The 25,511-nt window shown below is 69.4% G+C and carries 23 protein-coding genes; 4 read left to right on the top strand and 19 right to left on the bottom strand.

Annotation, left to right across the window (positions count from 1 at the left end; genetic code table 11):
* Together CCN37_RS07585 and CCN37_RS07580 are read right to left on the bottom strand one after the other, a co-directional pair.
* Entirely contained in the window at window positions 1–1,584 is a 1,584-nt protein-coding gene (locus CCN37_RS07585) for an AMP-binding protein (protein WP_086819962.1), read from the bottom strand.
* The gene (locus CCN37_RS07580; RefSeq protein WP_086819961.1) at window positions 1,584–2,582 is read right to left on the bottom strand and encodes a radical SAM protein; all 999 of its coding nucleotides are present in this window, start codon (window positions 2,580–2,582) and stop codon (window positions 1,584–1,586) included. The genes CCN37_RS07585 and CCN37_RS07580 overlap by 1 nt, the downstream gene beginning before the upstream one ends.
* Before the next feature lie 414 nt (window positions 2,583–2,996).
* On the opposite strand from CCN37_RS07580, the gene CCN37_RS07575 reads away from it, so the two are divergent.
* The 3 genes from CCN37_RS07575 to CCN37_RS07565 are packed head-to-tail and all read left to right on the top strand — an operon-like array spanning window position 2,997 to window position 9,077.
* On the top strand, window positions 2,997–6,629 hold the full coding sequence (locus CCN37_RS07575; protein ID WP_086819960.1) for a type I polyketide synthase: 3,633 nt from the start codon (window positions 2,997–2,999) through the stop codon (window positions 6,627–6,629).
* Entirely contained in the window at window positions 6,622–7,944 is a 1,323-nt protein-coding gene (locus tag CCN37_RS07570; protein WP_086819959.1) for a condensation domain-containing protein, read from the top strand. Before CCN37_RS07575 ends, CCN37_RS07570 begins: the two co-directional genes overlap by 8 nt.
* 32 nt (window positions 7,945–7,976) lie before the next feature.
* Window positions 7,977–9,077: an NADH:flavin oxidoreductase/NADH oxidase gene (locus CCN37_RS07565; RefSeq protein WP_086820013.1), complete on the top strand. Its 1,101-nt coding sequence runs from the start codon at window positions 7,977–7,979 to the stop codon at window positions 9,075–9,077.
* Between the two features lie 5 nt (window positions 9,078–9,082).
* Here the strand turns inward: CCN37_RS07565 and CCN37_RS07560 are convergent, their stop codons facing one another.
* The 17 genes from CCN37_RS07560 to CCN37_RS07480 all read right to left on the bottom strand — a co-directional run bounded on the left by CCN37_RS07560 (window position 9,083) and on the right by CCN37_RS07480 (window position 23,683).
* A complete protein-coding gene (locus CCN37_RS07560) occupies window positions 9,083–9,388 on the bottom strand; it encodes a helix-turn-helix transcriptional regulator (protein ID WP_086819958.1) in 306 nt (101 codons plus the stop codon).
* 263 nt (window positions 9,389–9,651) lie between these two features.
* The gene (locus tag CCN37_RS07555) at window positions 9,652–10,125 is read right to left on the bottom strand and encodes a carboxymuconolactone decarboxylase family protein (protein WP_086819957.1); all 474 of its coding nucleotides are present in this window, start codon (window positions 10,123–10,125) and stop codon (window positions 9,652–9,654) included.
* A 37-nt stretch (window positions 10,126–10,162) separates the two neighbouring features.
* On the bottom strand, window positions 10,163–10,702 hold the full coding sequence (locus CCN37_RS07550; RefSeq protein ID WP_086819956.1) for a TetR/AcrR family transcriptional regulator: 540 nt from the start codon (window positions 10,700–10,702) through the stop codon (window positions 10,163–10,165).
* A complete protein-coding gene (locus CCN37_RS07545) occupies window positions 10,702–11,808 on the bottom strand; it encodes an agmatine/peptidylarginine deiminase (protein WP_086820012.1) in 1,107 nt (368 codons plus the stop codon). The genes CCN37_RS07550 and CCN37_RS07545 overlap by 1 nt, the downstream gene beginning before the upstream one ends.
* 103 nt (window positions 11,809–11,911) lie before the next feature.
* Window positions 11,912–12,532, bottom strand: a complete 621-nt coding sequence (locus CCN37_RS07540; protein ID WP_086820011.1) for an HD family hydrolase — start codon at window positions 12,530–12,532, stop codon at window positions 11,912–11,914.
* 47 nt (window positions 12,533–12,579) lie between these two features.
* Window positions 12,580–13,770: a helix-turn-helix domain-containing protein gene (locus CCN37_RS07535; RefSeq protein ID WP_086819955.1), complete on the bottom strand. Its 1,191-nt coding sequence runs from the start codon at window positions 13,768–13,770 to the stop codon at window positions 12,580–12,582.
* A gap of 79 nt (window positions 13,771–13,849) precedes the next feature.
* Window positions 13,850–14,437 carry a hypothetical protein gene (locus CCN37_RS07530; RefSeq protein WP_143261474.1) on the bottom strand — a complete coding sequence of 196 codons (588 nt, stop codon included), beginning with the start codon at window positions 14,435–14,437 and terminating at the stop codon, window positions 13,850–13,852.
* Between the two features lie 10 nt (window positions 14,438–14,447).
* Window positions 14,448–15,233, bottom strand: coding sequence for a hypothetical protein (locus tag CCN37_RS07525; RefSeq protein ID WP_143261473.1), 786 nt, complete (start codon window positions 15,231–15,233; stop codon window positions 14,448–14,450).
* A complete protein-coding gene (locus tag CCN37_RS07520; protein ID WP_086819952.1) occupies window positions 15,230–16,312 on the bottom strand; it encodes an MCE family protein in 1,083 nt (360 codons plus the stop codon). The genes CCN37_RS07525 and CCN37_RS07520 overlap by 4 nt, the downstream gene beginning before the upstream one ends.
* Entirely contained in the window at window positions 16,309–17,268 is a 960-nt protein-coding gene (locus tag CCN37_RS07515) for an MCE family protein (RefSeq protein ID WP_086819951.1), read from the bottom strand. Before CCN37_RS07515 ends, CCN37_RS07520 begins: the two co-directional genes overlap by 4 nt.
* Entirely contained in the window at window positions 17,265–18,242 is a 978-nt protein-coding gene (locus CCN37_RS07510; protein ID WP_086819950.1) for an MCE family protein, read from the bottom strand. The genes CCN37_RS07515 and CCN37_RS07510 overlap by 4 nt, the downstream gene beginning before the upstream one ends.
* Complete coding sequence (locus CCN37_RS07505) at window positions 18,239–19,204, bottom strand: MCE family protein (protein WP_371503753.1); 966 nt, start codon at window positions 19,202–19,204, stop codon at window positions 18,239–18,241. The genes CCN37_RS07510 and CCN37_RS07505 overlap by 4 nt, the downstream gene beginning before the upstream one ends.
* Window positions 19,201–20,208 carry an MCE family protein gene (locus CCN37_RS07500; protein ID WP_086819948.1) on the bottom strand — a complete coding sequence of 336 codons (1,008 nt, stop codon included), beginning with the start codon at window positions 20,206–20,208 and terminating at the stop codon, window positions 19,201–19,203. Before CCN37_RS07500 ends, CCN37_RS07505 begins: the two co-directional genes overlap by 4 nt.
* Window positions 20,205–21,410 (bottom strand): MCE family protein, encoded by a 1,206-nt coding sequence (locus CCN37_RS07495; protein ID WP_086819947.1) that lies wholly within the window; start codon window positions 21,408–21,410, stop codon window positions 20,205–20,207. The genes CCN37_RS07500 and CCN37_RS07495 overlap by 4 nt, the downstream gene beginning before the upstream one ends.
* Window positions 21,411–21,416: 6 nt before the next feature.
* Window positions 21,417–22,082, bottom strand: a complete 666-nt coding sequence (locus tag CCN37_RS07490) for a hypothetical protein (protein WP_086819946.1) — start codon at window positions 22,080–22,082, stop codon at window positions 21,417–21,419.
* Window positions 22,079–22,687 (bottom strand): DUF6801 domain-containing protein, encoded by a 609-nt coding sequence (locus CCN37_RS07485; protein WP_143261472.1) that lies wholly within the window; start codon window positions 22,685–22,687, stop codon window positions 22,079–22,081. The genes CCN37_RS07490 and CCN37_RS07485 overlap by 4 nt, the downstream gene beginning before the upstream one ends.
* A 147-nt stretch (window positions 22,688–22,834) precedes the next feature.
* On the bottom strand, window positions 22,835–23,683 hold the full coding sequence (locus CCN37_RS07480; protein WP_168200560.1) for a serine/threonine-protein kinase: 849 nt from the start codon (window positions 23,681–23,683) through the stop codon (window positions 22,835–22,837).
* Window positions 23,684–24,305: 622 nt separating this feature from the next.
* Between CCN37_RS07480 and CCN37_RS07475 the strand changes: the two genes are divergently transcribed.
* The coding region (locus CCN37_RS07475; RefSeq protein WP_143261481.1) for an HNH endonuclease signature motif containing protein at window positions 24,306–25,511 on the top strand (1,206 nt) is incomplete at its 3' end.

The raw sequence follows: 25,511 nt of genomic DNA, 5'->3' as shown, positions 1-25,511 counted from the left end.
TCACCTCGCGTACGCCCGCTTGTGCTTGGGGCAACCGCACGCGTCGCCGAGGCTTATCACCATCGACAGGGCGCCTTTCGCGTCTTCGCGGTGGGCGTCGCGGACCTGGCGGCGGCGCAGCTTGCCCTCGGCGCCGCGCGGGAGGCAGTCGACGAACTCGACGTTCCTCGGGCACTTGAACGCGGCGATCCTGGTGCGGCAGAAGGCGATCAGCTCGGCGGCCAGCTCGGAGCCCGGCACGGCGGACTCGACCGGCTCGACGACCGCGAGCAGCCGCTCGCCCATCATCGCGTCCGGGACCCCGATCACCGCGACGTCGGCGACGGCCGGGTGCGCAAGGAGGGCGTCCTCGGCTTCGCGCGGGAACACGTTGACGCCGTTGACGATCACGGTGTCGGCCCGGCGGTCGGTCAGGTAGACGTAGCCGTCCTCGTCCACGTGCCCGATGTCGCCGACCGAGGCCCAGCCGCGCTGGTTGTACAGGGCGGCGGTCTTCTCCGGCGCGTTGCGGTAGGCGATCCGGTTCGGCGTCGGGGCCCCGCCGAGCCCGGAGAACCACAGCACCCCGGTCCGGCCGGGCGGCAGCACGTTCCCGGCGCCGTCGCAGGCGTGGATCTCGCAGCCGATCGGGCGACCGACCGAGCCGGGCCGCGTCGCGCTCTCCCGCGCGCCGATGATCGCCCTGCCGAAGCCCTCGGAGCTGGTGTAGACGTCCCAGACCTTCTCGCCGACCCAGTCGATCCACTCGGCGCGGACCTGCGGCGGGCACGGCGCGGCGGTGTGCATGACCGCGCGCAGGCTGGACACGTCGTAGGAGGCGCGCACCTGCGGCGAGAGCTTGAGGACGCGCTGCATCATCGCGGGAACGATCTGCAGGTGCGTGACGCGATGCCGCTGCACGGCCTCCAGCAGCCCGCGGCGGTCGAAGCGGGACAGCAGCACGAGCGTGGCGCCGAGCTTCAGCGTGGCGCGCGACCACCGCAGCGGGGCGCCGTGGTGCAGCGGACCCGGCGTGAGGCTGACGCTGTTCTCGTCGCCGTCGAGCAGTTCGGTCATCATCGGCACGAACCAGTCGCCGGGGCCGCCCGTCGTGGGCCGCTCGGCGATGATGCCCTTGGGGCGGCCGGTGGTTCCCGAGGTGTAGACGACGACCTTGCCCGGCTCGGTCTCCTCGACCGGCGTGCTGGGCTGGCCCTCCAGGGCGTGGTCGAAGTCCTGGTGGCCGGCCAGCGCACCGCCGACCACCAGGCGCCTGCGGACCGACGGCGTCAGGTCGACCAGCATGCTGGCCAGCCCGGCGGCGCCGACCGAGGTCACGACGAGGCGGGCGTCACCGTCGTTGACGATGTAGGCCGCTTCCTCGGGGGTGAGGTGCACGTTCACCGGGATGAAGTCCACCCCGGCCAGCTCGGCGGCCAGGCACGTCACCAGGTACTCGGGGCAGGTGTCGAGCAGGACGGCGACCCGCTCCCCCGGCTCCAGCGAGCCGCGCAGCAGGTGCGCCATGCGCGCGACCCGCTCGTCCAGCTCGCCGTGGGTCATGGTGCGGTCGTCCATGACGATCGCGATCTTGTCGGCCTTCATCACGCGCCCGTGCCCATCAGCTCGCGCAGGAACACCGAGCCCGTGACCGACATCCCGGCGCCGGTGAGCGCGCGGGTGGCGTGCTCGCGGCGGACCACGAAGCGGTCCTTGCCGTAGATGAGGTACTTCCCGGCGCTCGACGGGTCGGAGAAGTTGACCGTCATGACGTTGGCGCCCGCCTGGAAACCGCGCAGCTGCCCGTCGTCGCGGGTCTTGGCCAGCGCGCTGACCGAGGGGATCAGCCAGTTCGGCTCGACGATCCGCATGGCGGCGATGGCGTTGAGCGCCACGTTCACGTCGCCGTAGCCGTGCGTCTCCAGCGGGGTGCCCGGCGCCGGGATGAACGGCGCGATGCTGGACATGTGCACGCCGAGCCGCTTGGCCAGCAGGATGTCCTCGGCGACGCTCTCCAGGCTCTGGCCGGGCAGCCCGCTCATCGCGCCGGTGCCGACCTTGTAGCCGAGGTCGAGCAGGTCCTCCATGCAGCGCATCCGCGACTCGAAGGTCTCGTGACGGAGTTTCGCGTACAGCTCGGGGTCGCTGGTCTCGTGCTTGAGGATGTAGCTGGTCGCGCCCTGGTCCTTGAGATAGGCGTACTCGGAGCGCTTCTTGTTACCGAGGTTGAGCAAGATCTCAACTTTGTCGTTAAACAGCTCTCGAATGCGCGGAATGGCCTCGCCCACGATCTTCGTGGTCTTCGGGATCTCACCCGCTTGGAGGAACACCACGTCGATCCCGGCGGCGTGGATCTCGCGCGCCCGCTCCACGATCTGGCCGGCGTCGAGCACATAGATCGAGTTCGACGCGGTGTTGTCGCGCCGCATCGGGCAGTAGTCGCAGTTGACCCGGCAGAGATTGGTGACCTCGACGACTCCGCGCAGCACCGCGACCTCGCCGCGTGCGGCGGAGCGGCAGCGACGTGCCTCGGAAAACAGCTGGTCCTGCGCCTCCCCACGGGCGCGCAGCATCTCGGTGAGCTCTGGGACGGTCAGGGACATTCTCTTCCTCACGGCAGGAGTGAGCTGCGTCGCTCCGGGAACGGTTTTCGGGTTGTGCCGTCCGACCTGCTCAGCCTTTGAGGGGAGGTCGGACCAGAAGAGGGAAAGCGGGCTCGATCGAGCTGGCCGCGCTTTCGGTGGAAGCCGAATGAAGCTAACACCCCGATCGCTTGATCGGTCAAGCGAAAGTCGCCCCTGCGGCGAACCGTAATAAGGGCTTCACACGCCGTTGAGGTTAGCCTGTGACCTGCGCCATTGTTCGTAACTCGCGCTGCCCGGCCCATCACTCGGACGCTACATTCCAGACCGGAAGCCGCGTGAGTGCCGCACCCGAATTCGCGAAGAAGATTTGCGATTCGGGCCGCAGAGCACCCCGATCCCATTCCTCCACAGCTCAGAACGGAACACACGAGCATGGCGCACGCACACGAGCCCATCGCGGTCGTCGGCATGGCCTGCCGGTTCCCCGGCGGCATCTCCACCCCCGAGTCCTACTGGACGGCCCTGCTCGACGGCGAACCCGTGCGCTCCGGCCGGGCGGGCGACGGCCTGCTGCTGGAGCGGGTCGACGGCTTCGACGCCGCGTTCTTCGGGCTCACCCCGACCGAGGCCGCCGCGATGGACCCGCAGCACCGGCTGTTCCTGGAGGTCGCGTGGGAGGCGCTGGAGCGCGCGGGCCAGGCCCCCGACCGGCTCGCGGGCAGCAACACCGCCGTCTACCTCGGCCTGATCAGCCCGGACTACCTGCACCGCCAGTTCCAGGCCGATCCCGAACGGCTGAGCCCGTACGCGTTCACCGGCAACATGCTGAGCATGGCGCCGGGGCGGCTGTCCTACCTGCTCGACCTGCGCGGCCCGGCGCTGGCCGTGGAGTCCGCGTGCTCCTCGTCGCTGCTCGCGGTGCACCAGGCCGTGCGGCAGCTGCGCGGCGGCGAGTCCGACCTGGCGCTGGCCGGCGGCGCGAACCTGGTGCTGCTGCCCGAGCTGTCCACCGTGCTCGACCGGATGGGCGCGCTGTCCTCCGACGGCCGCAGCCGGACGTTCGAGGCCGACGCCGACGGGTACGGCCGCGCCGAGGGCTGCGGGATGGTCGTGCTCAAGCGGCTCTCCGACGCCGAGGCCGCCGGGGACACCGTGCTCGCGGTGATCCAGGGCAGCGCGGTCAACCAGGACGGGCGCTCCAACGGCATCACCGTGCCGAGCGGGCGCGCGCAGTCGGAGGTCGTCACCGCCGCGCTCGCCGACGCGCGGCTCGCGCCGGAGGACGTCGGCTACGTCGAGTGCCACGGCACCGGGACCGCGGTCGGCGATCCGATCGAGGTCGCCGCGGTCAGCTCGGTCCTCGGTGACTCCGTGCTGCTCGGCTCCGCCAAGGCCGTGATCGGGCACGCGGAGGCGGCGGCCGGTGTCGCCGGGCTGATCAAGGCGGTGCTGTGCGTCCAGCACGGCGTCGTGCCGGGTCAGCCGGTCCGCCAGCTCAACCCCGCGCTCGACGCCCTCGGCGTGCGCATCCCACTGTCCACTGTGGAGTGGACGGGTCGGCGTGTCGCCGGGGTCAGCGCTTTCGGCTTCAGCGGGACCAACGTGCACGTGCTGCTGGAGTCCTTCGAGTCTTCGTCGACTGTTTCCGTTGCACCCGCACATGTTCTGACCGTGTCGGCGCACACGGAGTCCGCGCTGCGCACGCTCGCCGGGCAGTACGCGGACCACCTGCGCTCGGGTGCCGCTTCGCTGGCCGAGGTGTGCCACACCGCGAACACCGGCCGCGCGCGCCTGGCGTGGCGGACCGCCGTCGTGGCCTCCGACGCCGCAGAGATGGCTGCGCGGCTGGACGAGATCGAATCCGTGCGACGCGTTCCCCGCGATGCGGCTCCGTCCGTGGCGTTCCTGTACTCCGGCCAGGGCACGGCGTCGGTCGGCATGGGGCGCGAGCTGTTCGAGACGCGGCCGGTCTACCGCGAGGCCATCGAGGAGATCGACGCCGCGACAGGGGGCTCGCTGCTGCCCGTGCTCTACCCGGCGAGCACTGACAACGACGGCTCGGCGATCACCGACACCGCCGTCGCGCAGCCCGCGCTGTTCGCCGTGCAGGCCGCGCTGACGCGCCTGTGGATGTCCTTCGGCGTCGCTCCGGCGGCCGTCGCGGGGCACAGCCTCGGCGAGTACGCGGCTGCCTGCGCCTCCGGCGCGATGGACTGGCGCGAGGGGCTGCGGCTGTGCGTGGAGCGCGGCAGGCTGATGGCCGAACTGCCCGCCGACGAGGGCGCCATGCTCGCGGTGTTCGCCACCGCCGAGGAGATCGAGCACCTGACCGGCCGCGTGGAGATCGCCGCGCACAACGGCCCTGCCGAGATCGTGCTCTCCGGGCCGGTCCACGCGATCGACGAGCTGGCTTCGACGTTGGGGCGCCTGGGAATCAGCTCCCGGCGGCTGCCCGTCTCGCACGCGTTCCACTCGCGGCTGCTCGACCCCGTGCTGGACCGGTTCGAGGCGGTCGCCGAGCGCGTCGCGATCGCCGACCCGGTGCTGCCGTTCGCCAGCAACCTCACCGGCGCCATCGCCGCGCCCGGCGAGCTGACCGACTCCCACCGCTGGCGCAGGCACATGCGTGAGCCCGTCCGCTACTGGGACGGAGTGCGGGCGCTGCAAGACATCGGCGTGACGTGCTTCGTGGAGATCGGCGCGGACAGCACGCTCACCGACCTCGGCCAGCGCGGCGCGCCCAGCTCCGCGACGTGGCTGTCCTCGTTGAAGCGCAAGGAGAACGACACTCGCCAGCTGCTGGACAGCCTCGGTTCGCTGTACGCGATGGGCGTGGACGTCAGCTTCCCCAGCACGGGCAAGCCGTGCGCGCTGCCGACCTATCCCTTCGAGCGCCGCACGCTGTGGCTCGACGGGTTGCACCGCACCGCCAGCGGGCGCGATGAGGGCCAGGGACTGTTGGGGCGCAAGGTTTCCTCGCCGCTGCGGCAGACGCAGTACGAGACCGTGCTCACCCCAGCGGGCATCGCCGACAGCGCCGGGCTCGTGCACGTCGGCGTCTACGCGGAGCTTGCCGCGGCGGCAACTCGCAGTTCTCGCTTGGTGGACCTCTCGATCAGCGAAGCCCTTGTCGTGGCTGAGTCCGAGAAGACCGTCCACACGATCGTCGACGGCTCGTCGGTCAGCGTGCACGCCGAGTCGGGTGAGTGGGTCGAGCACGCGCGCGCATCCGCCGGGACCGGCGCGGTACTGCTGGACGGACAGCTCGACCTGGCCGAGCTCGACGGCGCTTCGCGACCTGGTTCGGACTTCTACCAGGCGATGCGTGAGGAGCGCGGGCTCGACCTCGGCCCCAGCGTCGCGTTGATCGACAGGCTGTGGCACGTGTCCGAGCGCGTGGTCCTCGCCCGGCTCTCCTCCGAGCCCGACGCGTCGACCGCGACCGGCTTCGAGGTCGGCGTGCTCGATGCGTGCATGCAGCTGTTCAACGCGATGGTGCCCTCCTCCGAGGGGCTGATGTTGTTCATGCGCATGGGTTCCCTGGACCTCGCGGTGACCGGCGCCGGGCAGTTGTGGGCGCGTGCGGAGATCACGCACAAGGACTCCACCGGTCTGCGCGGGCATGTCGAGGTGTTCGCCTCCGACGGTCGTCTGGTGGCTCGCGCGGACAACATCGAGATGCGGCGCACGCGTCCTGAGGTGCTGGCCGTGCTCGGGCGTTCGGCCCCCGTCGCAGTTGGCGAGACGTTCGACTGCGTCCGGGGCCTGTCCTCCGAGGACGCCCGCGTGCGGCTCGTGCCGGAGGTGTGGGCGTCCGTGGCCCGCGTCGTGGGCGTGACCAGCAACGATCTCGGCGAGCAGGAGCCGTTGACCGCGGTCGGCGTGGATTCGATCATGGCGACGCAGCTGCGCAACGCGATCTCCACGCGGTTCGGCGTGTCCCTGGCGTTGCGCCAAGTGCTCGACGGTGCGAGCGTGGCGACCCTGGCGAGCGACCTGGCGCACGCGCTGACCTCGGACGGAGAGCGGATGGACGACGACAGCATGCAGGCGGGCCGTGTCTGACCTGCTAGCGGTGGGCGAACTGGTCGACCGGGGAGTGGAGCTGTGGACCGAGGACGGGGAACTGTGCTTCCTCGCCCCGCCCGGCGTCTTCACCGACTCCGCCCGCGCGGCCTTGCGCGCCGCCCGCGCTGAGCTGATCTCCTTGCTGGAGGGCGGAAAACGGCTCGCCCCGGCGTTGCTGATCGAGCGTGGTCGGGTCGACGACCGCTTCGCCGAGGCGCCCGCTGGCGTCCGCACGATGTCCTTCGCGTTGAGCGGCCCGCCCGACCGCGCCGCGCTCGAAGCCGCGCTGAGCGAACTGGTCGCCCGGCACGAAGTGCTGCGCACGGCCTACGTGCGGCTTCGGGGATTCGCGCGCTTGGTGCACCCGCCGTGCCCGGTCCCGCTCGTGCCGGGCTCCCAGCCGCCGCGCCCGCACGCGAGCTGTCCGCCGCTGCTCACCGCCGCGCTCAGCGATGATCACGTGCTCACGCTGACCGTGCACGGCAGCGCCGTCGACGGCATGTCGTTGGCGCTGCTGATGGAGGAGTTGGGCCAGCTCTACGCGGGCGCCCAGCTCCCCCCGCCGCCGTCCGCGCAGCACCAGGTCCGGCGCGAGCGCGCCTACCTCGCGAGCCCGGAAGCCCAAGCAGCGCAACGCTATTGGCTCCAACGCCTCGGCGACGCGCCTCGACTGCCACTGCTGGCTGTTCCCGGCTCGCCGGAGAGCATCCCCGTCGTGGTGCCGCCGTCGTTGGCGCACACCGTTCGCGCAGGTGCGGCTGCCTCCGGGACGACGCCGTTCACCGTGCTGCTCGCGGCTTTCGGCCAGACCCTGGCGGAGGTGACGGGTGCTTCGGACATGACCGTCGCCGTGCCCGTCGCGCACCGCTGGCACGCCGACGACGAGCGAACCGTGAGCGGCGCGCGGGACTTGTTGTTGCTGCGCTTGGAACTCGGCTCCGGCGACCCGGTGGCTCTCGTGCACCGCGAGCGGGTCAACGCGATGGAGCACGGGCGGCTGCCCTTCGAAGTCCTGCTCAGCGACCTCGACCTGCCCCGCCCGGCCGGACGGCACCCCGTCTTCGGCATCCAGTTCGCCTTGCAGGGCTTCGGCTCGCGGCTCGTGCCTGATCTGCTGGGTGCGCGGTTGGCGTCGCTGCCGATCGCGCCGCTGGGCGAGGGCATGGACTGCGGGCTGATGCTGTGGGACTGCGCTGGCAGGGACGGGGCGGACGGCGGTTACGTCGGCGAGCTGGCCTGCGACGGCGTCGCGGTCTCCGGCCTGGAGGGCGTCCGACGGCGCTACTTGGAGCTGCTCGCCACCATGTTCTAATGTACGAGAACTTTCGAACAAAGGAGCTCGCCTTGCCGACGCTGTTCGACCCGTTCTCGCTCAAGGGCGCCACCCTGCGCAACCGCATCGCGGTCTCGCCGATGTGCCAGTACTCCGCCGACGACGGCGTGGTCAACGACTGGCACCTCTCCCACCTGGCCGGACTGGCCAGGGGCGGCGCCGGGCTGGTCACCGTGGAGGCGACGGCCGTCTCACCGGAGGGCCGGATCTCCCCCGGATGCCTCGGACTGTGGAACGACGAGCAGGCGAAGGCGCTGGCCCCGGCCGTCGACCTGATCAAGTCCGCTGGCGCGGTCCCGGGCATCCAGCTCGCCCACGCCGGGCGCAAGGGCAGCGCGAACCTGCCGTGGGAGGGCGATGACCACATCCCCGACGACGACCCGCGCGGCTGGCCGACGATCTCGCCGTCCGCGGTGCCGCTGGGCGGCGGCCTCGGCAAGGTGCCAACGGAGATGACGCTGGAGGACATCGCCCGGGTCCGCGCCGACTTCGTCTCCGCCGCCGAGCGCGCCCGCGACCTCGGTTTCCAGTGGCTGAACCTGCACTTCGCGCACGGCTACCTCGCGCAGAGCTTCCTGTCGCGGCACGCCAACCACCGCACCGACTCCTACGGCGGCAGCCGCGAGAACCGCGCGCGCTTCCTCGTCGAGACGCTGCGCGCCGTGCGGGAGGTGTGGCCCGAGGACCGCCCGCTCACCGTCCGGCTCGGCGTGATCGAGTTCGACGGCGACGACGAGCGCACGCTGGTGGAGAGCATCGAGACCGCGCGGGAGCTGAAGCAGGAGGGCATGGACCTCCTCGACGTCAGCATGGGTTTCTCCACCGTGGACAGTCAGATCCCGTGGGGCCCCGCCATGCTCGGCCCGTACGCCGGGCGGGTGCGCGAGGAGGCCGGAGTGCCCACGTCGACCAGCTGGCGGATCAGGACCCCGCAGCAGGCCGAGGAGCTGGTCGCCACCGGCAAGGTCGACCTGGTCGTGCTCGGCACCGCGTTGCTCGCCGAACCGCACTGGCCGTTCCGCGCCGCCCGCGAGCTGGGCGTTCCCGCGCCCGCCACGACGACGCTGCCCGTGCAGTACGCGCACTGGCTCTCGCGCTACGACGGCGCCTGAGGCGGCTATCGCGCGATGGCGCCGAGGACCGCGTCGAGCAGCCCCGGGAAGCGCTCGTCGAGGTCCTCGCGCCGCAGCGAGTTGATCAGGTGCACGCCCTCGCCCCTGCTGTGCACCAGGCCAGCTTCGCGCAGCACGCGGAAGTGGTGCGACATGCTCGACTTCGGCCGGTCGTAGGTGACCTCCGCGCAGGTCGCCGCGCCGAGCCTGGCCAGATCCTTGACGATCTCCAGCCGCACCGGGTCGCTCAGCGCGTGGAACACCCGCTCCGGAGTGATCTCCGAGACCGTGGGAAAGCTGGGCGAGCGCATGCGTTCAACCCTACCCGGGTGAACCCCGCACTCACCCCACCCGCGTTCCACCCGCCTACCCTTCGCGCCGTGCACCCCACACCCGCCCGCTCGCCCCCTCGTGCGCCGGGGTGGTCCAGGCCTTCCCGTTTCGTACTCATAGCGGGATTTGGGAGCGCTCTTTTTCCCGAGTTGAGTACGAAACGGGTTTTGGCGTGCCTGGCGGGCGTTGAGGGTGCGCGCGAGGTGTCGTGGGCGGAACGCGGTCAGGGCGGAACGCGGGGCTAGGCGAACTGGCCGATCTGGTAGCTCCCGGCGGGCTGCTGCACGAGGACGTTCACCCGGTTGAAGGCGTTGATGAGCGCGATCAGCGAGACCAGCGCGGCGAGCTCGTCCTCGTCGTAGTGCTTGGCGGCGTTTGCCCACGCCTCGTCGGTCACGCCGCCCGCCGCGTCCGCGATGCGGGTGCCCTGCTCCGTCAGCTCCAGCGCCGCGCGCTCCGCCTCGGTGAACACGGTGGCCTCGCGCCAGGCCGCGATCAGGTTGAGGCGCACCGAGGTCTCGCCCGCGTGCGTGGCTTCCTTGGTGTGCATGTCGGTGCAGAACCCGCAGCCGTTGATCTGGCTGGCCCGGATCTTCACCAGCTCCTGCGTCGCGGCGGGCAGCGTCGACTCCTTCACCGGGTTGCCGGAGGCGATGATGTGCTTGAGGAACTTCGCCGAGACCGCGTTGCCGAAGAGGTTCATCCGAGCGTCCACTGGTGCACTCCCTGCCGTTCGTCTGGTGGGTACACCTCTATGACGAGACAGCTCCGCGAGTTGTGACAAGCACGGCGTGAGCGAGGACTTCGCGAGCGCGCTCCAAGGTGATCGAGCCGCTGTGCCAGCGTTCGCTGAGCCCTTCGACGAGCGCGGTCAGGTGCTCGGCGGCCAACTCCGGCTCGGTCACACCGGCCTGCCGGAGCAGGGTTTCGACGTCGGCGTTCCACGCGCGCGTGGTGGCGTGCAGTGCCTCGCGCAGCTCCTCGTTGAACACGGCGCTGGCGCGTAACTCGCCCCAGGCGATGCTGTTCTCGCGGACGTCGTCGGTGTCCTGGAGTTCGAGGAGCAGCATCTGTTCGAGGTCGCCGGAAGCCGAGGTGTACTGCTCCGCACGCTGGTTGATGTGGTCGAGCGCGGCGCGCAGGATGCCCGCGCGGTCCTTGAAGTGGTAGTAGATGAGCGCGGTGGACACACCCGCCTCAGCAGCGAGCTTCTCCACGCGGAGTCCGCGCACACCGTCCTGGGCGATGACGCGGACCGCCGCTTGCAGGAGCTGAGTTCTGCGCTTCGCCATCAGTCGACCGGCTCCTGCTGCGTGGTGCAGTGGATTCCGCCGCCACCCGCCGCGATGGCGTCGATGTTGATCTGCACGACCTCACGCTTCGGGAACAACCGCTCCAACGTGGCCCTGGCCGCCGCGTCGGTCCGCTGATCGCCGAACTCCGGGGCGATGACCGCGCCGTTGCACACGTAGAAGTTGATGTAGCCCGCCGCGAAGTCGCCCTCGGCGTCCTCGGCCCGCAACACCTCTGGCGCGTCCAGGGTCTCCACCCGCAGCGGACGTCCGCGAGCGTCGGTCGCCGCGCGCAGGATGTCGAGGTGGCGGTGGGTGACCGCGTGGTCGTAGGACTTCGGGTCGTGGTCCAGGCCCGCGACGACCACACCGGGACCGGCGAAGCGCGCGTAGAAGTCGGTGTGGCCGTCGGTGATGTCGCGCCCGGCGATCCCGGGCAGCCAGATCACCTTCGTGACGCTCAGCAGCTCGCTGAGCTTCGCCTCGACCTCGGCCTTCGTCCTGCCCCGGTTGCGGTTGTCGTTGAGCACGCACGACTCGGTGATGATCGCCGTGCCCTCGCCGTCGACCTCGATGCCACCGCCTTCGAGCACCAGATCGGTGCGGAGGGTCTGCACGCCGGCCTTGCCGGTGACGAACCCGGCGACCTCGCCGTCGCGGGTGTGCGCCTGCTTGCCACCCCAGCCGTTGAAGTTGAAGTCCACCCCGGCCTTGGCGCCGCCGCCCTTCACGAACACCGGCCCGGTGTCGCGCATCCACAGGTCGTCGACCTCGGCGGGGACGAGCTCGACGTTCGCGCCGACCATGCCCCGCGCCACCTCCAGCTCAGCGGGCCTGACCAGCATCGACACCGGCTCGAAGCGCGCGATCGCGGTGGCGATCCTGGCCAGGTCCGCTCGCACCTTCGGCAGCAGGCCCGCGCCCCAGATCCGCTCGCTCGGCCCGAACGCCATCCACGTCCGCTCGTGCGGCTCCCCCTCCTCCGGCATCACCCACCGCCGCTGAGCAGGAGTTCTCTCACCCGGAGCGACATCGGCCGGACCACCGCACCCCGCCAGCGCCACACCCGCCGCCAGGCCGAACCCCATGAACTGCCGCCGCCGCATCACGCCTCTTCTCCTCGCCGACGCCCCGACGGTAATCCTGACTGAATTTTCAGTCAAACCGAGACGCGGAGGTCCGGGGGTCTCGAAGACACCCGAACCGGTACTAGCGACCTGGGGCGGCCCAGCCCCTGCGCTCGCCCTCGTCGATGAGTTCCCGGCCAGCGGCCCACAGCGACGACGACGCCTCGCCGATCACGGCTTTCCTGGCCCGCACGACGTCCGCCGTGACGCCGGGCGACTTCCACGTGCCACCGCGAGCCATCCAGTTCAGCAGCAGCGGCTGCAACCGGTCCATGGCCTTCGCGAAACGCGCTTCCGGCGTGCCGCGCGCCTCGAACTCATCCCACAGAGCCCGGAAAACGCGAGCCTGGTCGGCGGGCAGCATGCCGAAGAGGCGGTCGGCGGCGGCCTCCTCGCGCTCCTGCTGATCGGTCGCGTCGGAGTACAGCGGTGTGTCGCCCGCGTAGATCTCCACGAGGTCGTGCACGAGCACCAGCTTGACGGTGTGCCCGACGTCGATGGGCTCATCGGAGTGCTCGGCCAGCAGCACGACCATCAGCGCGAGGTGCCACGAGTGCTCGGCGTCGTTCTCGCGGCGGTCGGCGGCGGCGAGCGGGGACTGGCGCAGGACGGTCTTGAGCCGGTCCACCTCGACGACGAACTCCAACTGCGCGCGCAGCCGTGCGTCGATGGTCGAGGGCAGCGGGTTCTGATCAGTGAGCATGCTCGACTCCGCAAGCGAGTCTTCGTTCAGGATCTCCACTGACTCAACTATATGTCGCGGTCCCCGCGCGCCAGCCGGTCCGCGCGCAACGCCACTTCGAGTTCGAAGCGGGTGACGGGGTCGGTGAGCGCGTCGCCGAAGAGGTCTTCGAGCTGGTGCAGGCGGTAGCGCACGGTCTGCGGGTGGATGCCGAGCCGGGACGCGACACCGGGTGCGCCGCTGCGGGTCTCCAGCCACGCGAGCAGGGTCTCCGCCAGCCGCTCCCACTGGCGCGGCGTCAACGGGTCGAGGGGCGCGAGTCGTTGGCGGATAAGGGCATCGCGCAGGAACGACGAGCTGACCAACCACAGGCTGGCCAGGTGTTCCGAACACCGCAGCACGGGCGTGTCGGGCAGCACACCGTCGCGGACGAGCTGCACGGCACGACGCGCCCAGCGCAGCGACTCGGCGGCCTCCTCCAGCAGGGCGAGCGGGCCGACCGCGGCGCGACCGCCGTGCAGGACTTCGCGCAGGTGCTGGTCGAAGTCGATGCCCTCGGGCACGAGCAGGTGCGGCGCCGGCCCCTCCAGGTCGGCCAGGATCGGGCCGTCCAGCAGCGCCTCGGGCACGGCGCCGGGATCGAGCGCGACCGCGTGCACCCGGGCGGGCAGCGGCCAGTCGACGGCGTCGGCCAGCTCGGCGATGACCTGCCTCGGCGGAGCGGGCTCGGCCAGGATGAGCTCCAGCAGCCTGCGGCGACGGCGTTCGAGCGAGCCGCTGGCCTTGGCCTGCTCCGCGAGGTAGCCCTCCACGGCGAGCGCGGCGAGGTCGTCGATGTGCTCGAAGACGGCCTCGCCGAGCGCGCGCATGGTCGCGGTGGACAGCTGCACCTGCTCGCCGAACTCGGACATGCTGCGCCAGGCGATGCGCGCGCCGAGCCGGTAGGCGGCCTGCAACGTGTCGAGGCTGCGCCCCTCGCGGAACTCACCGCGCCCGAGCCGCCGGTACATCTCCGCGCACGCGTCCAGCGGGGCCCGCGGATCGGCGACGCGGCGCACGAACTGCCTCAGCGCGTGCTCGACGCCGTTGGTGATCGCCTGCCCGAAGGAGCCGTCCAGCGGCCGGGAGTACTCGGGTATCTCCTCCTGGATGCGGCTGAGGATCTGCTCGGTGACCCCGGGTACCTGGGCGCGCATCAGCGGCGCGAGTTCGCTCGGCAGCTTGGCCCACGGGCTGCCCGCGTCGATCAACCTGGTCACGGCTGCCTTCCACGGTGAAGGAGTCTCGACGACGGCGGCCCGGGAAGGTTATTTCCACCAGGGCCGCCGACACAGCCGCCTAACCGGTGATTCGCTTGAGCTCCAACGAGAGCACGTTGCCCGGTCCGGGGACGAGCAGGTTGACCAGGACTTCGGCGAGGAAGCAGCCGCCGAACGGCGGAAGCTCGTGCGTCCCGGAGAGCTTGCCGCCGCGGACGGGGTTGAAGCCGGGCTCGGAGGTCAGCTCGACCACCATCGGCGTGCGGCTCTGGCACGAGTCGCCGACCAGCGCGGGGAATCCGCCCACGGTGACGTCGCTGAGCTTCACCCGCAGCTCGGAGCGCGAGGTGACCTTGCCCGCGACGATCTTGCCGGTGGTCTGGCCGACCGGGATGAACTCGACCTTCGCCGCCACGGGCAGGAATCCGAGCGCGGTGAACGTGGTGCGCACCGGCGGCAGGCTGAGCGAGCCGGTGATAGCGCCGGTCGACGCCTCCAGTTCGGTGTCGAGCCGACCGGGGCCGAGGTGCAGCACGGAGCCGGTCTTCTTGATGGTGTCGGTCCCGGTGACCTCGTAGTCGATCTTCACGGCCGCGGCGGCCGGGGCGGTGCCGAGCAGTCCGAGCAGCAGGGGCACGGTGGCGAGCACCGTGATCACTCGTCGCATTGCGGTCTCCTCATCGGGGTTGCAGGTCGGTGACGCGCCACCTTCCGTCGATGCGTTCGGTGGTGACCGTGAGCTGCGCGGCGGCGACGCTCGTCTGCCCACCGCGCTCCAACGCCTGGTCCAGGAACACCAGCAGCACGGCGCGATCTCCTTCGCGCACGCGGATTCCGGCCCGGACGACCTTCGATGCCAGCACGATCCGCTGCTCGGCTCCCTGTCGTCGGATCGCGTCGAACATCCGCTGGTGCTGTTCGATCGCTTTGCCGTGCAACAGATCCCGGGTTCGGTCGGTGGTGTCGTCGAAGCGGTAGGAGAACAACGTCGCCATGGCTTCCACGACGTGGTCGACGCCTTCGTGGGTGATCACCTGCTCCGCCGAGATCGGCACCGGCGCCACGGCCGAGGCCTTCCAGCCGACAGGTGTGCGGCGCAGATCCGCTTGGTAGCGGCCACGTTTGGTGACCGGCTCGCCCGTGATCGGGGTGACCGTGACCTCCACGGCGGCGATGATCTTGGCCGTGTCACCATCCGAGTGCAGCAGCGCGGCGTCGGTCGCTCGCCCCTCGGTGACGGTTGCGGCCTGCCGGATGCGCTCCTTGTCGATCCGCAGGAACTCCTCGTGGAGCCCGTCCGTGGACTCGTCCAGCCAGCGCTGAAGCCCTTCGTCCAGGTTGCGGTGGTCGAGCGTGTTGAACACCGCCAGCGCGCGCTGACCGGCTCGCAGCGCGTCTCCGCGCGCGTCGGGTGTCGCGCAACTTGCCAACAGCAGCAACAGGGTCACGGCCAGGGCTCTCATCGTGCCCCCTTCGGCGCGTTCTGCGCACCGCGCACGTTGGTGCCGCTGCTCGCCGGTGCTTTGCAGCTCGCGGAGGTGTTGAGCGGCTTGCCCGGCGTCACGTCGAGGCCGTTGCGGTATTCCGTGCCCTGATAGCCCGAAACACACGGCAGCGGCGCGAAGAACGTCACCGCGAGTCCTAAATGGAGTCCGTCGTCACCGACCACGGTGGACCCCGCCGCCACCGCCTGCGGCACCTTGACGAGCAGCTGCTCCAAGCCGTTCTGCCGCACCAGCAGCAGTTCTGAGGTGGTCATCAGGTTGCCGATGAGCGTGCCGAGCCCGGGACCGCTCTCCTTGATCACCGCGCTGACCTGCTCGGACACCAGCGGCGCCGCGGTGATCAGCTTGCGGAGATCGCCATCGGAGGAGCGCAGCTGCTGAGCGAAGAGCTTCGCGTTGGCGCTGAAGGACTTCAACGCGTCCCCCTCCTCGATCTGCGTTTGCAGCACGGTGGGCGCGTCGATCAGCAGCCGCGTCGTCTTCGGCAGGTTCTCCGCCGCCGCGCTCGTGAAGCTGCCCGCCGCGTCCAGCAACGCCTGCAAGTTCGTCGCGGAGCCCTGGAAAGCCGTGCCCAGCTCGTCGATGACCGTGCGCAGCGAATCACTGGGAACCGATCGCACGAAACTGTCCAAATTGGACAACAAAGCTTCGACCGGCTTCGGCGTGCTGGTTTCGGTGATCACTGATCCCGCCGCGAGGTACGGCCCGCTGGAAGCCTTGGGGCGCAGGTCGATGTACTGCTCCCCCACCGCCGAGCGATTGGCCACCACGGCAGCGAGATCGCTGGGGATCGGCGGGGTGTCCGGGCGGATGTCGAGATCGGCTTCGACGCCTCCGGCGATGAGCCGCATCGGCCCGACCCGCCCGACCGCCACGCCGCGATAGGTCACCTCGGCGTTGGTGAACAGCCCGCCGGAGTCGGCCAGCCGCGCGTGCACCACGTAGCCTCCGGTACCGAAGAGCCCCGCGTAGCGCGCGCCGACGTAACTGACGCCCAGCAACGCGATCAGCACGAACGCCGTGATCTTGACTCTCATCGCGGCACCACCAGGGTCAGGAAGACGTTGAGGTAGTCGCCCTTGATCGCATCGAGCGCGGAGTCCGGGAACGGGTAGGTCAGCAGCACTTCGAGCGCCTGCGGGAGCTTCTGCCCGGCCTCGGCGAGCCTGCGCAGCGTCGGTTCGAGCGCACGCAGCCCGGCCACCACGTCGTCCTTGCTCGCGGTGACCGTCCGGGACGCGACGCCGGAGAGCCGGTCGAGCGCCTTGAGCATCGCGGTGAAGGACTCCCGCTGCTCGGCGAAGACCTTCACGCCGGGCTCCAGCTTGTCCAGCACCGTCCCGATCGGTTCACGCCGCGCGTCCAGGGTCGCGGAGAGCTTGCGCACTCCCTCCAACGCGGCGGTGATCTTGTCACGGTTCTGGTCGAGGCCGCGCGCGAATTCCTCCACAGTGGTCAGAAGCGAGCGGATCTCCTTCTCGTTCCCGCCGAGAGCGGCGTTCAGCTCCCTGGTGATGTCGCGCAGCTGAGCCACTCCGCCGCCGTTGAGCACCATCGCGAGCGCGCCGAAGACCTCCTCGACCTCCGGATTCCGGCCGCTGCGCGCAACGGGGACCACGGCGCCGTCAGCGAGCACGCCGGTCGACGGCTCCTGCTTCGGGTGAGCCAGCTCCACGTACTTCTCGCCGAGCAGGCTGGTCTGACGCAACTGGGCCACCGCGTTGGCGGGCAGCCGCACGTCGCCGTTCAGCACCAGGCGCACCTCAGCGGTCCAGCCGTCCTCGGCGAGGTCGATGCTCTCGACTCGACCGACCGCGACGTCGTTCGCCTTCACCGACGACTGCGGCACGAGGTCCAGCACGTCCCGGAACTGCGCGGTGACGCGATACGGCTTGGTGCCGACATCGGCTCCACCTGGAAGCGGGATGTCATACGCGCCAACACATCCCGCCGTGAGCAACAGGACGGACAACAGCGCGAGCGCTCTTCTCATCGCGTCTCCCCCACCGGCGGCAACGGGAACAGCGGCGACAGCTCGTTGATGTTCACCCGGCCGTCCAAGACCTTGCGCGCGGGGTCGTAGGCGTTCATCAGGTTGGTCACCGCGAGCGGCGCACTGTCCAACGCCTCGCCGAGGGAAGCCTTCTGCGCGACCAGGACCTTGGTGATCTCGGCGAGTTTGTCCACAGAGGACTTGATTCGGGCGCGGTTGTCCTTGATGAAGCCCTGGACCTTCGCCAGCGCGCCGGGCAGCTCCGCGAGCGCGGCGCCCAGGTCATCCCTGTCCGCTGCCAGGAACCCGGTCACCTCAGCGAGTTGACGCTCCGCCGCGCGCACCTGACCGTCGTTGCGGGCGAGCATCGAGGTGAACTTCTGGAGGTGGCTCACGGTGCCGAACAGGTCCTTCTGCGAGCCGTTCAGCGTCTTCGCGGCCTGCCCGAGCTTGGTGATCATCTCGTTCATCGCGACGCCGTTGCCCTTGAGGTTGGCCGCTCCGGTGTTCAGCAGCTCCGACAGCGCGCCGTCCTTGTTGGCACCGCCAGGCCCGAGGTCGACGGTCATCCGGTCCAGGCTCGCGTAGAGCTGGTCCAGCTCGACCGGCGTCGCGGTGCGCTCCACGGGGATCACCGCGCCGTCGCCCATGCGCGCTCCGCCGGTGTAGGCAGGTGTCAGCTGAACGTAACGATCGCTGACCACGGTCGGCGTCACGACGACCCCGCTCGCGTCGGCGGGCAGCTCGACGTCGTGGTCCACCGCGAGGATCACCTTGACCTGCTGCGGTTCTGGGTGCACGGACAGCACTTCGCCGACCTTGACCCCGAGCACGCGCACGTCCGTTCCCTCGTGCACGCCCACCGCCGCGCTGAAGAACGCGGTGATCCGCGTGCTCGGCGGCCTGAGCACCCACAACGCGCCCGTTGCCGCGACGAGGAGAACGACGATGGAGAGCACCAGAACCCGCCTCATCGCGTGCCTCCCGAGGGCTTCGGTGGGATGCAGCCGTTCGGCGCGCGGACGAGCCCGCACACGTAGCTGTCAATCCATCGCCCGTTACCGGTCGCGTTGGCGATCAATCGGTAGAACGGCCCCGACAAAGACAGCCCCTTGTCGAGGTTGTTCTGGTTTCGCTGCAACACGTCCGCCAGCTTCTCCAGCTCCTGCAACGCCGGGCCGACCTGCTTCGTGTTGTCGTCGACGAGCCCGGACAGCTCCTTCGACATCGCGCGCACTCCGGTCAGCAGGCCGCGAATCGCTTCTCTGCGCTTGGCGATCTCGCCGAGCAACAGGTTGCCGTCCTTGAGCAATCGTTCGATCTCGCCGTCACGGTCGGCGAGCGTGCGCGTGATCTTTTCGGTGTTGCCCAACAGCGCCGCGAGCTGCGCGTCGCGTGAAGAGATCGTCGTGGCCAGCGCGGACAATCCGGCGAGAGCCTTTCGGACTTCCTCCGGGGTGTCCTTGAACGCCTCGGACAGTGCTCGGAAGCCGTTCGCGAGCTGCTTCGTGTCGAGTTGATCGACAGTTTTCGCCAGCCCGGAGAACGCCTCGGTCACGTCGTAGGGCGAGTACGTCCGGTCGCGCGGAATCGGCCCGGTCAGGTCGGCCTCGCCGCGCGGCTCGATCGCGAGGTACTTCTGCCCGAGCAGGTTCTTGATCCGGATCGACGCCGAGGTCCGGTCCCCGAGGCGAACAGCGCCCGCGCGAAAGGTCACGCGCACGCGATCCCGCACCAGGTCCACGGCGAGCACTTTTCCCACGCTGAGGCCGGAAACGCGCACCTCGTCGTCCTCGCTGAGCCCCGCGGACTCCGCGAACTCGGCGGTGTGCCGAGGCCCGCCGAAGACGTCCTCGGCGAAGAACGTGCCGAGCATGGCCACGACGATCGCGACCATGCCGACCGCTCCGATGACGACGGGATCGCGGCGCTTCATCCGCCACACCTCGCCGCGGTCACGGGAATCCCGACCGGAGGACCTCCGGGCGCGGGCTGCACTCCGGGCGCGTCCGCCGAGCACAGGAAGAAGTTGAACCACGAGCCGTAGGAGGCGATCCGGCCCAGGTTCTCGTACTTCACCGGTAGGCGCTTGAGGAATCCGTCCAGCACGTCGGAGTTCTCGGTCAGGTTCGTCGAGAGCTTGCGCAGTCCGTCGATGTCCTTGCGCAACGGCTCGCGCACCTGGCCCAGCAGGCCGGACGTCGCGTCGGTCAGCTCGGCGAGCGCGCTGACGGCGTCACCAATGGGCTTGCGGTCCTTGGCGAGCCCGCTGACCAGCTGCTGCGTAGTTGTGACCAAAGTGGACAATCGGTCACCGCGCTCGTTCACGGTCTTCAGCACGGAGTTGAGGTTGTCGACGACCTCGCCGATCACCTTGTCCTTGGCCGCGATCGTCGAGGTCAGGGAGGCGGTGTGCGCCAGCAGGTTCTTCACCGTTCCGCCTTCTCCTTGCAGGACCTGAATGATCCGCATGGAGAGCGTGTTCACGTCCTCCGGCGAGAGCGCTTGGAACAGCGGCTTGAATCCGTTGAACAGCAGGGTCAGGTCGAGTGCCGGAGTCGTGCGCTCCACCGGGATCGTCGCGTCCGGCGACAGCACACCGGGATCACCTTCACCTGGTTCGAGCGCGAGGTAGCGCTGGCCGACGAGGTTCCGGTACTTGATCACCGCGCGGCTCGCGGCAGGCAGCTTGCGGCGGGCACTGACGGAGAACCTGACTTCCACGACGCGATCGTCCACAAGCGACATCGACTCGACCTGGCCGACTCGAACGCCGGACATCCGCACGTCATCGCCCGCGTTCAGCGAGGTGACGTCGACGAACCTCGCGCGGTAGCCGACACCGTCACCGACCCCTGCGCCGTTGATCGTCACCGCGAGCACCACGGTCATGGTGATCGTCACGACGGCGAAGGCGACGAACTTGATCAGCTCGCTCATCCGACGCCCACCTCCGTACCGCGCAGCATCGGCCCGAGCAGCACGCTGCCCCAGTTCGGCACGTCGGCGGGCGCGACACCGAGGGACGGGGCGACCAGCGCGGCGACGACATCGCGCTCCTGCGGTGAATTCGGCACGCCGAGTTCACCGTCCGCGGAGATCGGCACGAACCCGCCCCGGCTCGGCGATTGGCCGAACGGATAGCACTTCGGCCCGCCCTTGGCGTCGTAGCGCGGCGTGTCCTTGCCCGGCACGTACGCGCCCTTCGACGCTCCCGGGCGCACCGAGACACGCAGGCCGGGCTTGTCCGTTCCCTTGCCGAACGCCTTGTCCAGCATCGGTTTCAGGCTGACCAGCGTTTCCAAGGTGCACGGGAACGACGGCGAGTACTCACCGAACAGCTCCAGCGGCGGGCGGCTCGCAGCGGCGAGGCGGATCAGGTTGCGCTCGTTGCGGTCGAGGAAGGTCGCGAAGTCGTTGGACGTCGTAGTGACACTGCGGAACAAAGCATCGTTGTTGGCGCGCTGCTCGACGAGCGTGGTGCTCGTGACCGTCAACTCCCGCAGAGCTTCGAGCAGATCGGGCGCCGCGTCGGAGTACACAGTGGACACTGCGGCGAGCTTGCCCAGCCCGTCGGTGAGCCGCGGGACGTGCGGATTGAGCTGGCGGAGGTAGTCCTCCAGCTGAACGAGCGTTCGCCCGAGCTGCGCTCCTCGTCCTTGCAGCGCCTGGGAAACCGCGCTCAGCGTGACGGCGAGCTTCTGCGGCTGGAGCGCTTGGAGCGTGGGCATCACCCCCGCCAGCACGCGCTCCAGCTCAACCGCGGAGCTGCTGCGGTCCTGCCCGATGACGTCCCCGTCCACCAGGGGCGCACCGGTTCCCGGCCGCAGCGCCACGTAGCGCTCGCCGAACAACGTCTTCGGCAGCAGGCGCGCGGTGGAGTCGCGGGGAACGCTCTTGTCCCGGTGCAGAGCCAGCTCCAGCTCCGCCCCGTCGCCCCGGCTGGACACCCTGCGAACCTCACCGACCAGCAACCCGTTGACCTTCACGTCGGAGGCCACGGACAGCTGGTTGCCGGTGTGGTCAGTGCGCAGGGTCACGGTGGTGGAGGTGGTGAAGGCGTCGCGGTAGATCGCCACGGTCAGCGCGGGCACGGCGGCCAGCACGACCAGCAGCACCAGTCCGAGGGCGCGCTGGAGCATGGGTCCTCACCGGGGGATGTGGGTCAGCTCGACGCGGACCGCGTTGCCCGGCCCGGAGATCAGGCCGGTGAGCAGCGAGTCCAGGGGTTCCTTCGCGCCGCACCCGGAGAAAGCGGGCATGGTGAAGGTGCCGTAGAGCGGTTTGAGCAGGCGCGGCGGCACGAACGGCGGTGGTGACGGGCCGCTGGTCAGCTCGATCACCGCGGGTGTCACCGTGCGGCAGTTCGGGCCGACGTCCAGCGGCACGCCCGCGACCTTGACCTCGCGCAGCCGGATGCTGATCTTGGAGGTGGTGGTCAGCACGCCGCGGACGATCTTGCCGACGGTCTTGCCGTCCTGCGTGAAATCCACAGTGGACGTTGTAGGGGTGAAACCGAACATGACGAAGTAGCCGGCGGACGGCGGCAAGAGCAGGTCCCCGGTCACGTCACCGGTCTTGGCGTCGAGCAGGGTGCGCATCTCCCCCGGCCCCATCGCCAGGTCCGATCCGAGCTTCGCCACCGTGGACTTGCCGACGATCTTGAAATCGATCGGGGTGAGCGCGTCCACCCCCGGCTCGCAGGGTTCTTCGGTAGGGCAGGCGGGCGCCACTGGGCGGGTGGCGCCGCCTGCCGAGGCCGACGCGGTCACCAGGACGGCGACCAGCGCGATCGCGAGGACCGCGATCCTCATCGCACGGCGCTGGCGATCGGGATCGTGCCCAGCGTGCGGTCCTGGGTGGCGGGGCTGGCGGTGCAGGGCAGGTCGAAGGTGCCGAGGTCGGTCTCGGAGCCGTCGGCCTTCCTCGGGGTCAGGGTGGCGTTGTAGGTGGGGGCGACCGAGACCTTCGCGGTGCCCGCGGTGGCCACCGTCGCCGGTGGCACGGCGCCGAGCGCGAGCACGGGAAGCGGGCCGGTCGGCGGGATCACCACGCTCGGCACGTTCAGCGAGAGCGCGAGGTCCTGGGCCTGCCCGGCGGAGTCGGTGACCACCGCTCCCGCCGTGGCGCTGCCCGCGACGGTCGCGGCCTCGAAGATCGCCAGCGCGGCCACCACGTCCTCGGGGACGGTGACGGTGACCTTGAGGTCGGTGGCCTGGACCGGCTGGCCGACCGTTCCGGAGTCCGGCAGGGTGACATCGATCTTGGTGCTGACGTCGTAGGGACCGATCAGCGGGAAGTCGCAGCTGTAGGTGAGCGTCGTGCTGACCGGACCGGCGACCGCGACGCCGCCACCGATGCCGAACAGGGCGGCACCGAACCCGGCGACGACGCCGAACGCCATCACTCGTCTGTTCACGGGAAAACTCCCAACGGCGAGAAGAACAGGGAATCTACTCACCGGTAGGTTACCGGCAAATTACCGGCAAAGCATTATCAGAACAATGATAAAACACTCGGTACGAATTGCTCACCGCGCTGATATATGACGTTCTGAGCTGGGGTTTTACGGCGCCGCGACGGTATCCGCTACGACAGTCGGGGCACGGTGCACTGGTGCCGGAGTGGTCGCGTCGAGTACTCCGGCCGGAAAAACGAGCAATGAAGTCACCGCGAACGCGCTCGCCAGAACCATCGCGAGTCCGCGCCGGCGCGGCGGATCAGGCATTTCCTGGGGCGCGCTGGTGGGCGGCCGGACCGAGCACACCGGCAGCACCGGGGCGGCCCCGAGCCTGCGCGCGGTCGAGTTCAGCCGGCGCGCGCACTCGGCGGCAGTCGGCGGCTCATCGGAGATCATCGCCCTGATCGCATCGGGAACCCTCGGCCCCACCGCGTTCCTCAGCACGAGCCCGAGCGCGCGAACGTCAGCGCTGGTGTCCTCGGCTGAGCGCGCACTGCCGAACCCCGCGAGGTACGGCTGCTCCTTGGGGCCCAGCAGAATGTTCGTCGGCTCGATCTCCCCGTGCGCGAAGCCGTTCGCGTGCACGTGCGCCAGCGTCTCCGCGACCAGCCCGCCCATCCGGCAGACCCATCCCGGCGTGAGCGGCCCCCTGCTCAGCTTCTCCGCGAGCGTGCGCCCCTCGACCAGGCGCAGGACCAGGTAGTCCCGCCCGTGGTCCGTGCCCGCGTCGAACACCGTGGCCACGTTGGGATGGCTCAACTGCGCGGACACCGCGCACTCGGCGCGGAACCGTTGCTTCGCGTCCTGGTGGAAGATCTTCACCGCGACCGGGCGGTCCAGCATCGTGTCGGTCGCGCGGAACACGTCAGCGCCACCGCCGTGCCCGATCGGCGCTTCGAGCTGGTAGCGGCCGTCGAGCAGCGTCGGGTCCGGCTTGGCGTGCTTGCCTGCCATGCGAACCTCCTCGCTCGGGCGCTCTGCTAGGTGCGTGCCCACCATGATGGGTCGTGAAACCGTTTCAAGCAGCTTCGACGCGGCGGGATGTCCACCGAGCTAGTGACAGGGCTTGCGTCTTGGCCGGAGTTGTCACCCGCTGTCGATCTGCTGTTAACCGGGACGACCGGGTTTGTGTTGTGTGGGGTTTTCGGTCGGGGACGGCTGGAGTTCCTGGTCGGGTACGGCTGGGCTTCCTGCCGGGGGACGGCTGGACTTCCAGCTTGAGCGGCTGGAATTCCAGGTCGGGCACGGCTGGACTTCCAGTGGGGGAACGGCTGTTTTTAGCTCGTTCCAGCTGGGTTTCCAGGTCTGCCGAGCTGGGCTTCCAGCGGGGGAACGGCTGGTTCCAGCGCGGGGGGTCGGCTTGACCTGGGGCCCCTTGCGCGTGCCCTCATTAGCCGGGCGGGCACGGGATGAATCCCGGCCCACGCGAGCAAGCGTATGGCACGCGCACCCCAGGTAAAGCCGACCCAGTTTCGCTGTCAGCTGAAAGTCGCGTTTCTCCTTAGCCTGCAACAGATTTGACGCATCCCGAGGACTTGCTAAAATTGAGGTATCCAACAAGAAAGGAGGTGTGATCATGTTGGATACCAACGCCATCGAGTCACTTTTGCTAGATCATCTCGCACTAAGCGATGTCTGTCAGTTGTCTGAGGATGAGCATCTCGCGTTCCTGGCGAAGCTGGAGACAATCACGAATTTGTTGACGGCAGTGAAGATCGACGCCGCCGCGTGTGCTGAGGATCGTGGCCTGCACACCTCGCTGGGGTGTCGGAACATCGCGACGCTGTTGCGGTCGCATCTGAGGATTTCTCCGGCGGAAGCGAAGCGACGCTCGCAACTCGTGGAAGACCTGCCTGGTGTGCCTGACACGCGAGACGCCCTCTACGCAGGCGTGATCAGCAGCGACCACGCCGCGATCATCGCGGATGTCATCAAGAACGTCCCGGCTGAGGTCGCCGATGAGGCTGAGGAGGCGTTGTTGGCGTGCGCGCCGGAGTTGACTCCGCGTGAGTTGATGCAGGTGGGCAAGCGGGTGCGTTCGCATGTCGATCAGGCGGGTGCGTTCAGGGACGAGCAAGCAGCTGTGGAGGCGCGCTCGTTCAGGATGACCATGAACCAGCACGGGTGGCTGGTCTTCAACGGATGCCTGCCGCCGATCGAAGGTGCGATGGTCGAAGAAGCCCTGCACGCCGTCTCCAAACCCCGACCGGTCGGCGGCGAAGAAGACCCGCGCACGCCTGAACAGCGCTACGCCGACGGACTCTGCGAACTGATCACGATCGCCATGTCCACCCACGATCTGCCGATCAGCGGAGGCGTGCGCCCGCAGATGGTCGTCACGATGCGGTTGGACTGGCTGGAAGAGAAGGTCCGCTCCGGCTACACCGACTGGGATGGCGAAGCCACGGCCTCACTGCTGCGACAGGTCGCCTGCGACGCCGAGGTCATTCCCGTCGTGTTGAACGGGGAGAGCATCCCGCTCGACTACGGGCGATCAGTTCGGACCGCGCCACCACCGCTACGGAGGGCACTCGCCGTGCGGGACAAAGGTTGCGCGTTCCCCGGATGTGATCGGCCCCCGGCATGGACGGAAGCTCACCACGTCTTGCACTGGACACAGCACCGAGGGCCAACCGACCTCAACAACATGACCTTGCTGTGCTCGCACCACCATCACGTCATCCACCAAGAACACTGGAAGATCGTCTTCGCCGAGGATGGAAGGCCGGACTTCATCCCACCGCCATGGGTGGACCCCGAACAGAAACCGATGCGCAACATC

The sequence above is a fragment of the Allokutzneria sp. NRRL B-24872 genome (assembly GCF_002155965.1).
Taxonomy (GTDB): Bacteria; Actinomycetota; Actinomycetes; order Mycobacteriales; family Pseudonocardiaceae; genus Allokutzneria.
Note: the sequence above shows the minus strand (reverse complement) of the source record. Positions and strands in the feature narration are given on the sequence as shown.

Bases quoted from the DNA above. Each gene is read 5' to 3' on its own strand.
- CCN37_RS07585 (WP_086819962.1), bottom strand. From the start codon at position 1,584: ATGAAGGCCGACAAGATCGCGATCGTCATGGACGACCGCACCATGACC.
- CCN37_RS07580 (WP_086819961.1), bottom strand. From the start codon at position 2,582: ATGTCCCTGACCGTCCCAGAGCTCACCGAGATGCTGCGCGCCCGTGGG.
- CCN37_RS07575 (WP_086819960.1), top strand. From the start codon at position 2,997: ATGGCGCACGCACACGAGCCCATCGCGGTCGTCGGCATGGCCTGCCGG.
- CCN37_RS07560 (WP_086819958.1), bottom strand. From the start codon at position 9,388: ATGCGCTCGCCCAGCTTTCCCACGGTCTCGGAGATCACTCCGGAGCGG.
- CCN37_RS07550 (WP_086819956.1), bottom strand. From the start codon at position 10,702: ATGGCGAAGCGCAGAACTCAGCTCCTGCAAGCGGCGGTCCGCGTCATC.
- CCN37_RS07545 (WP_086820012.1), bottom strand. From the start codon at position 11,808: ATGCGGCGGCGGCAGTTCATGGGGTTCGGCCTGGCGGCGGGTGTGGCG.
- CCN37_RS07540 (WP_086820011.1), bottom strand. From the start codon at position 12,532: ATGCTCACTGATCAGAACCCGCTGCCCTCGACCATCGACGCACGGCTG.
- CCN37_RS07530 (WP_143261474.1), bottom strand. From the start codon at position 14,437: ATGCGACGAGTGATCACGGTGCTCGCCACCGTGCCCCTGCTGCTCGGA.
- CCN37_RS07525 (WP_143261473.1), bottom strand. From the start codon at position 15,233: ATGAGAGCCCTGGCCGTGACCCTGTTGCTGCTGTTGGCAAGTTGCGCG.
- CCN37_RS07520 (WP_086819952.1), bottom strand. From the start codon at position 16,312: ATGAGAGTCAAGATCACGGCGTTCGTGCTGATCGCGTTGCTGGGCGTC.
- CCN37_RS07515 (WP_086819951.1), bottom strand. From the start codon at position 17,268: ATGAGAAGAGCGCTCGCGCTGTTGTCCGTCCTGTTGCTCACGGCGGGA.
- CCN37_RS07510 (WP_086819950.1), bottom strand. From the start codon at position 18,242: ATGAGGCGGGTTCTGGTGCTCTCCATCGTCGTTCTCCTCGTCGCGGCA.
- CCN37_RS07505 (WP_371503753.1), bottom strand. From the start codon at position 19,204: ATGAAGCGCCGCGATCCCGTCGTCATCGGAGCGGTCGGCATGGTCGCG.
- CCN37_RS07500 (WP_086819948.1), bottom strand. From the start codon at position 20,208: ATGAGCGAGCTGATCAAGTTCGTCGCCTTCGCCGTCGTGACGATCACC.
- CCN37_RS07495 (WP_086819947.1), bottom strand. From the start codon at position 21,410: ATGCTCCAGCGCGCCCTCGGACTGGTGCTGCTGGTCGTGCTGGCCGCC.
- CCN37_RS07490 (WP_086819946.1), bottom strand. From the start codon at position 22,082: ATGAGGATCGCGGTCCTCGCGATCGCGCTGGTCGCCGTCCTGGTGACC.
- CCN37_RS07480 (WP_168200560.1), bottom strand. From the start codon at position 23,683: ATGGCAGGCAAGCACGCCAAGCCGGACCCGACGCTGCTCGACGGCCGC.